The sequence below is a fragment of the Verrucomicrobia bacterium CG1_02_43_26 genome (assembly GCA_001872735.1).
Classification (GTDB): domain Bacteria; phylum Verrucomicrobiota; class Verrucomicrobiia; order Opitutales; family CG1-02-43-26; genus CG1-02-43-26.
Genome location: MNWT01000023.1, coordinates 1 through 8,081, shown reverse-complemented (window position 1 = coordinate 8,081; position 8,081 = coordinate 1). Strand labels below are relative to the sequence as shown.

General features: G+C 46.3%; 5 protein-coding genes. All 5 read left to right on the top strand.

Annotated features, from left to right (window positions below):
• Nucleotides 1-215: 215 nt before the first annotated feature.
• Genes AUJ82_07820 through AUJ82_07800 form a run of 5 tightly spaced genes read left to right on the top strand, consistent with a single transcriptional unit; the run spans nt 216 to nt 7,771 of the window.
• Nucleotides 216-1,007 carry a hypothetical protein gene (locus AUJ82_07820; protein OIO58770.1) on the top strand — a complete coding sequence of 264 codons (792 nt, stop codon included), beginning with the start codon at nt 216-218 and terminating at the stop codon, nt 1,005-1,007.
• Between the two features lies 1 nt (nt 1,008).
• Complete coding sequence (locus tag AUJ82_07815; protein ID OIO58769.1) at nt 1,009-2,298, top strand: serine--tRNA ligase; 1,290 nt, start codon at nt 1,009-1,011, stop codon at nt 2,296-2,298.
• Entirely contained in the window at nt 2,285-3,739 is a 1,455-nt protein-coding gene (locus AUJ82_07810) for a tRNA lysidine(34) synthetase TilS (protein ID OIO58768.1), read from the top strand. The genes AUJ82_07815 and AUJ82_07810 overlap by 14 nt, the downstream gene beginning before the upstream one ends.
• 25 nt (nt 3,740-3,764) lie before the next feature.
• A complete protein-coding gene (locus tag AUJ82_07805; protein ID OIO58767.1) occupies nt 3,765-5,801 on the top strand; it encodes a cell division protein FtsH in 2,037 nt (678 codons plus the stop codon).
• Between the two features lie 32 nt (nt 5,802-5,833).
• Nucleotides 5,834-7,771: an ABC transporter ATP-binding protein gene (locus AUJ82_07800; GenBank protein ID OIO58766.1), complete on the top strand. Its 1,938-nt coding sequence runs from the start codon at nt 5,834-5,836 to the stop codon at nt 7,769-7,771.
• The last annotated feature ends 310 nt before the right edge of the window (nt 7,772-8,081 follow it).

Below are 8,081 nucleotides of genomic sequence, written 5' to 3'. Positions count from 1 at the left end.
TTTCACTCGGGTTTTCCCGACTCTGTTTCCCACAGGCGTTGCACTTGTACTTCTGTTTCCCATTCGGTGCCTTTCCGTTTTTTACAACATCTTCACTCCCGCAATGATAGCATTTGATCGTTTCTTGAACCACTCCTTCATTACATCTCTTTACTTACCTTTTTTAAACTCTTTTTTGCCTCGTCATTCGAGTCGTAATCATTACCCTTTTAGTTATGAATATTATAAAGAAACAGGGTTACATACGACTTAATGATAAAGAGGCTATAAAAGAGGAGGAACTAAAAGAGGTTGATAATACTAAGTTGAGGATAATGAATCGCATCTCGCTTTTACCGACAGATGACAGTGCTAAATTACTCAAAACTGAAAAATGCATTCTTTTAAAAGCAGAAAAGCCAATTTCAAATTGCTGTGTAAAATTTATCATCAACCGCAAAATTATTCCGGCCACCAAGGGTGTATTATCAAACATAAAAACCCTGATGGGCAAAAGGGAAAAACCGCGTACCTTTGTTTCTCTCGGTGACGTTTGGGTGTATAAAATCCTGAAAGAGTATAGTTCCGTGGAGACGTGCTTGAATGCCCGATTAGTCTGCGATTTCTTTAGGAAAAACTTTGATCCGCAGGACTTAAAATACTTTAAAAAGGCAATCGTTTACCGAGAAAGGGTCATCTCGACGCAAAGCAAGTTAAGGTATTTGCGGTACGATGAGTTATATAACTTGAATCGAGCCGGTGAAAGAAAAGCGCTGTCGGAATGTAATTGGAGTCAACTTAAAGAACCTGAAGCCCTCTATCACGTAATCCTGGAAATCACGGGTATCGAGGTAAAAAAGGACAAATGGTTGCTAGAGCGTAATTATAACCTAAAATTTACCAATGCTTGTTTTAATGTCGAATTTGTCAAAAAAGAAACAGAGAATAAGAATTCTTCTCTGGAAGATCTTTTAAAAGAAAAATTTCCTTTGTCTGATTGGCAATACCGGTTAATATACAAACCTTAATATGATTGATGTAAAAATTTTGAGAGAAAATCCGGAATTTGTCCGGAATGCCATTGCCAAGAAAAAGTTTTCCTGTGATCTGGATGCCTTTTTAGTGCTAGATGCCAAGCGCAGGGAACAGGTTGCTGAGGCCGAAAATGCGCGTGCTGAACAAAAGGCGTTTAATGACAAAATGGCCGCGCTAAAAAAGGGTTCCCCTGAGTTTTTAGAAGCCGTACAGGGCATGAAGGTCATTGCCGCAAGGGTAAAGGAGTTGGAGGCTGCCGCTAAGGAGGTGGATGAGGCCTGGAAAGCGTCTTTTATGACGATTCCTAATATGCCGCACGAGTCCGTGCCTATCGGGAAAACAGAGGGAGATAACCAGACGGTTGCAACTTGGGGCGATGTAAATTCAGTATCCCCGCACGCAACCGCTCACTACGATATTCCTTGGTTTAATCAGTACATAGATTTTCAACGTGGAGTAAAAGTCACTGGTGGCGGTTTTCCGTTTTATATCGGAGACATGGCACGTTTGCTCAGAGCGCTTATTTCTTTTTATTTAGATGAGGCTAATAAGGGAGGCTACATCGAGTTTCTCCCGCCTATTCTGATAAATGCCGCAAGCGCGACCGCAACAGGCCAGTTGCCGGATAAAGAGGGCCAGATGTACCACGCCCAGGGGGATGATCTATACCTCGTCCCAACCGCAGAGGTTCCCGTCACAAACTTTTTTCGCGATGAAATTGTCGAGGAGGGTGAATTGCCTTTAAAGCGTTGTGCTTACACGCCTTGCTTTCGCAGAGAGGCTGGCAGCTGGGGTAAAGACGTTCGTGGGCTTAACCGCTTACACCAATTTGATAAAGTAGAGTTAGTTAAATGGGTTCATCCGGAAAAAAGTTTCGAAGAATTGGAATCTCTCCGCGCAGATGCCGAGCGGCTTTTGCAGCTGTTAGAAATCCCTTATCGTGTCTTAGCTATTTGCACGGGTGATATCGGTTTCCCTCATTCCAAACAATATGATCTGGAGGTATGGGCTGGCGGGCAAAAGCGTTGGTTAGAGGTTTCTAGTTGCAGTAATTTTACGGACTTCCAGGCTCGGCGCGCGGGTATCCGTTTCCGTCCTCAAGGGGGTGGTAAGGCACAGGTCGTGCACACGTTAAATGCTTCTGGCTTAGCTGTGCCTCGTGTATTAGCCGCCATTTTAGAAAATAATATCCAGGAAGATGGCCGAGTAAAGGTACCTGAGGTACTGAAGCCTTGGTTGGGTAAGGATTATATTGGCGAATCAAAAGTGTGTGAGTCTTGCTAACAAAAGTGATGTAAATGATATTGTACTCAACCTCGTTCGCAGATTCCCGCAAGGGGCTTTGCACAGCGATGTGCTCGATTGGTTTGATAGGGAAGGGGCAGGCATCCCGCTAGGGATCGCCTGTTCGGGCGGGGTAGATTCCATGGCGCTCCTTTTTTTGTTGTACGGGCATTTTAGAAATCATCGCGCTCAGTTCATCGTCCTTCACTATAACCATGGGCTTAGGGGCAAGGAATCAGATGAGGATGAAGCGTTTGTGCGGGATTGGGCAGCTCGTCTTGGGCTTCAATTTCATTCAGAAAGGAATAACAAACAGCTGCAGGATCCTAGTGAAGCGGATTTGAGAGCGCTTCGGCATACTTTCTTTCATGAGAAAATTAAGCGTTTTGGCGGGCATGTTTTGCTTTTTGGGCACCACCGGGAGGATGTTGCTGAAACGATGCTCATGCGTTTGGCGCGCGGTAGTGGTACAGCCGGCCTCGCGGCTCCTCGTCCGGTACATTGCTTTAATGATGGTTATGTTCATTTGCGTCCTTTGCTCAATCTCAGCAAAGAGGATATTAAAAGCGCTTGTCTCGAATATAATATTCCTTGGCGGGAGGATTCTTCCAATCAAGGGCTCGCTTATACTAGAAACATTGTTCGCCATCGTATCTTACCTCAGTTTAATAAACTGCCGCCGGGGGATGCGTTAAAAAATATAGGTCGTTCTCGCCAGCTGCTTGAGGAGGATGATTCCGCCTTGCAATCATGGTTGCATGAATTAATTGCATGGCCCACAAAACCTGCCGAGCCTTTAAATCTAGCTCCTCTTCAGGGGAAGCCTATAGCGCTTTACCGAAGAGCGCTCTACGAGTGGTTGCATGTGAATGATCTGGATAAATACCTAAGCGCTCGTTGCTGTGATGATGTGTTGGCAAAAATAATTGCTGGGGACAGTGCCCAAATCAGTGCTGGCTCTAATAGGTTTGTATGCTTCGATGGCCAATACTTATCCGCTCGTGCTAAGGAAGGCAAGACGACTCCCGCCTGGAAAGAAGTTACGTTACACCCAGGCTTAACTGAGGTTGACTTGCCGGGCTCTGGCCGAGTGAGGATAGAAACCGTTGAGGTTACCGAGGTGCTCTGGAGTAACATTAAAGCGGGATTGGTGGATCCGCGTGAGGAGGCTTTTATTATCGTCAATGAAGCGGATTTTCCGTTACTGCTGCGTCCTTGGTCTCCTGGGGATAAATACCAACCTTTAGGTGCCCCGGGGAAGAGGAAATTGCAGGACTTGTTTACGGATAAAAAAATCCCGCCTGCTCACCGTGCCTTGTTGCCTGTTTTTGTGAGCTCGTCTGGCCAAATACTTTGGGTACCAGGGTTTCCGCCCGTGGAAGAAAAGAAGTTATTTCGCGATTCTGGAACGGCTCTAAGATTGACTTATCAAACGTTCTAGGGGATAATGCGCTTAGAGATAAATTATGGAAGACGAAGGTAATAATACAAGACGCCCTAAAAACAATAAGCAGCCGGAAAGATTTCAGCCTAAGGTTTTATTGATATGGATGATTATATTTGCTGCTATCGTTGGTCTGTGGTCTATGTACCCAGGGCAGCAAGGCGGTCGTCATGAAACATGGACGCTTCAACAGGTAATCACCGCTGCCGAATCGGGTCGTATCGAAAAAGCTACCATCAAAGCAGACCCCAATCGTGGTCCTGAATGGTACGTCATTAACGGGGAGGCTAACCCCGCGCTCGCTGGCGCGGAGCTCACCGAAGAGGCCAAAGAGCCTATCATATTCCAAGCCCAGGGTCGTTTGACAGAGCAGAAGTTTAATAAATTGTTAGACTCAAAGGGTGGTAAAAATATTTCCGAAAAGCCGGCTAGCACCTTGATGACAGACATCCTCATGAGTCTTCTGCCGTTCGTGCTTATCATTGCTCTCTTGTATTTCTTCTTTGTTCGTCAAATAAAAATGGCCGGCAAGGGCGCTATGAGCTTTGGTAAAAGTCGCGCTAAAATGCTCACGCGTGACAAAGAGCTCCCTACATTTGCTAATGTCGCTGGTTGCGATGAAGCAAAGGAGGAGGTCAGCGAAATTGTAGAATTTTTAAAGGATCCTAAAAAGTTCCAACGTATCGGCGGTCGTATCCCCAAGGGTGTCCTCATGGTGGGCCCTCCGGGAACTGGTAAAACGCTTCTCGCTCGAGCAGTAGCAGGGGAGGCAGATGTGCCTTTCTTTAGCATCAGTGGTTCCGATTTCGTCGAAATGTTTGTCGGCGTGGGTGCCGCTCGTGTGCGTGATATGTTTGAGCAGGGTAAAAAGAATGCTCCTTGTATTTTGTTTATTGACGAAATTGATGCCGTGGGTCGCCAAAGAGGCGCCGGTCTCGGTGGTGGCAATGATGAGCGTGAGCAAACATTAAACTCGCTACTCGTTGAAATGGATGGCTTTGATGCCCACGATGGCGTCATTATCATAGCAGCCACAAATCGTCCGGATGTTCTCGATAGCGCTTTGCTGCGTCCTGGCCGTTTTGACCGTCAGGTAGTAATCGATTTGCCGGATGTCCAGGGGCGTGAGGAAATTCTTGCCGTCCATGCTAAGAAAATCAAAGTATCGCCACAGCTAGATTTGTCCGTCGTTGCGCGCAACACACCTGGCTTTTCAGGAGCAGACCTCGAAAACCTTCTTAACGAGGCCGCTTTGGTCGCCGCTCGTTATAACAAAGAATGGGTAGAGCCGGGTGACGTAGATGAGGCAAGAGATAAAATTGCCTACGGTCGCGAACGTCGTAAGCTCATGGACGAAGAGGACCGTAAAATCACCGCTTATCACGAAGCCGGTCACGCGCTTATCCAAGCCGTTATCGATGATGGTTACTTACCGATACACAAGGTCACCATCATTCCTCGTGGACAAAGCCTCGGTAGCACAATGTTCTCTCCATCAAAGGATATTTTAAACCACTCCCGCAAACATTTACTCAACCAGATTTGCTGCGCTATGGGTGGTCGTATCGCCGAAGAACTCACATTTAGTGAAATCACAAGCGGCGCTTCAGGAGACATCCGTATGGCAACTAAATTAGCTCGCCATATGGTCTGCGATTGGGGCATGAGTACGCTCGGCCCGGTATCTTTTGGGGAAAATCAGGATCACATTTTCTTGGGTAAGGAAATTTCACGTAACCAAAATTACAGCGAAAGCACCGCCCAACACATCGATTCTGCTATCCATGGTATTATCGATACAGAATACCAACGTGCGGAAACCATTATTCGTGATCACAGAACTGAGCTCGAGAAAATTGCAGAAGCATTATTGAAATACGAAACGTTGGAGGGTAAGCACGTTTATGAAATCTTGAAACACGGAGAAATTCAATCTGATGTAACAAAGACTCCATTCGGCAAACCTAAGCCAACAACTAAAAAAGAAGAGACAAAAACCGAAGAGCACAAACAGGGCGAAGAGTTGGGTCCAGATTCAACTGCAAACGCACTCGCTTAATCGGTTTCTCAAGGGGGAGATAAGGGGATTATATGTTAGCATTGGAAGAAATTACTCTCCAGTATTCTGGAAAGATACTTTATGACGAGATATCCGGGTTCATCGGAACCCGCGATCGTATCGCTTTAGTGGGCTCTAATGGAGCCGGCAAATCCACTTTGCTCAAGATTATTCTTGGCGAAGCAGAAGCGGATTACGGTAACATTGTATGCTCTAATTACGTCACACTCGGTTACTTGCCGCAAGAGGGGATTACTACCCGTGGTCGTACTGTTTATGAGGAAGCAGAACTAGCCTTTTCGGATATCCTGAACCTGCGTGAAAATGTAGACAAGCTTTCCGAAGAGCTCTACGAAATGGATCCTTCTTCAGATGAGTACTACGAAGCCATCGACATGATTGGCGCCTGGGAGCACAAGCTCGAAGACATGGAGGCCCATCGCATGAAGTCTCGCATCGAGACCGTTCTTCTCGGTCTCGGCTTTACGCTAGCAGACCTCACTCGCGATTGCGGCGAATTCAGTGGTGGCTGGCAGATGCGTATCGCGTTGGCAAAACTTCTCCTCAGAGAGCCTTCTCTATTACTGTTAGACGAACCCACTAACCACCTGGACCTCCCGTCTCTCCGCTGGCTTGAGCAATTCCTCAAACGCTACGAAGGTGCCCTCATGATCATTTCTCACGACCGTGCTTTCCTGGACAACCTCTGCAATCGCACGTTTGAATTGACCATGGGCAGGCTCGAAGTCTACGCCGGTAACTACTCTTTCTATGAAGAGGAAAAGGTTCGTAGACGAGAACTCAATCTCCTGGCTTTCAAAAATCAGCAAAAGAAAATTCAGCAAACGGAGGACTTTATCAACCGTTTTCGTTCAAAGGCTTCAAAAGCCCGCCAGGTTCAAAGTCGTATTAAGGCATTGGATAAAGTAGATCGCGTCACCGTCGAAAAAGAAGAAACGCGTATCCATTTTCGTTTTCCAAAACCTCCCGTCTGCGGTCACAATATTGTCACCCTTGAAGGCATTACAAAAGCCTATGGTGATTTAACTGTTTTTAAAAACATAAACATCAAGCTCGAAAACAAAGACCGCATCGCGGTCGTCGGTGTTAACGGAGCCGGTAAATCTACCTTGGCGAGAGTCATCGCAGGCATCGAAGAATATCAGGCTGGCAAACGCGAGCAGGGTCACAAGGTCCTCATTTCCTACTTTGCTCAACAACAAGCAGAAGCCCTCGATCCCGCAAAGTCAGTTCTCGAAATCGCCGAAGAAGCCGCCGATTATGAACTCCGAGTACGTGCCCGCACCGTCTTGGGCGCATTCCTGTTCCGCGGAGACGATGTCTTTAAAAAGGTCAAAGTACTCTCCGGAGGTGAGAAATGTCGCCTAGCCCTCGCTTGTATCCTCTTGCAAAAATCCAATTGCATGATCCTGGACGAGCCGACTAACCACTTAGACATGTACTCAAAGAAGATGCTCCAAGAAGCGCTCTGTGAATACGATGGCACCCTCATCATTGTCTCTCACGATAGAGAATTCCTCACCCCTATTGTAGACAAAGTATGGGATATTACCGAAAACGGCATAAACGTCCACCTCGGCACCATATCAGACTACATCCAAGCTCTCGAAGACAAAGACCTGCAAATACTGAAAGAACAACGCAAGGCCGGCAACCGCAGCTCCGTTGAAGATGACGACAGTGTTTCTCAAAAAGAAAAACGTCGCCTGGAGGTTCAAAAACGCGAAGAACAAAAGCCTTTGCGCGATAAACTGGAAGCCACTGAAAAGGAAATCAATTCCCTCGAAGCACAAAAAAATGACCTCGAGCTAAAACTCGCAGATCCCAATTTCTTCAAGGACAATACCGAAGCGCCTTCTCTCATGAAGGAGCACTCTGTCCTCCAAGAAAAGCTGGAAAAACTCATTAAAGACTGGGAAAAGCTCACCGCCGCCATTGAAGAGGTGTAGCATTTTTGCTTACGCTTCTTTAGCATGCCTTATATATTAAAAGGCATGCTTGGATTGGTTTTGTGCCAGAAATAGCCCTGAAATAATAGACAGTTGGAAAAAATCGTTCAATACAGGGAAAGCGGAAGGAATGTAATTCTTGAAGAAGCAAAGAGGATGTCTAGAAGGTCTTGAATAAAGAGATGAATAGTTGTAAAATTGGGGGTTGCTACTTTAGGATAGACATAGCCGCACGTTTATTAAACAAGAGAGTCAGGGAGGCATTTAGCATGGCCCATGACTTAGAGTAGCAGAGCGTTTTCCTGCGAAA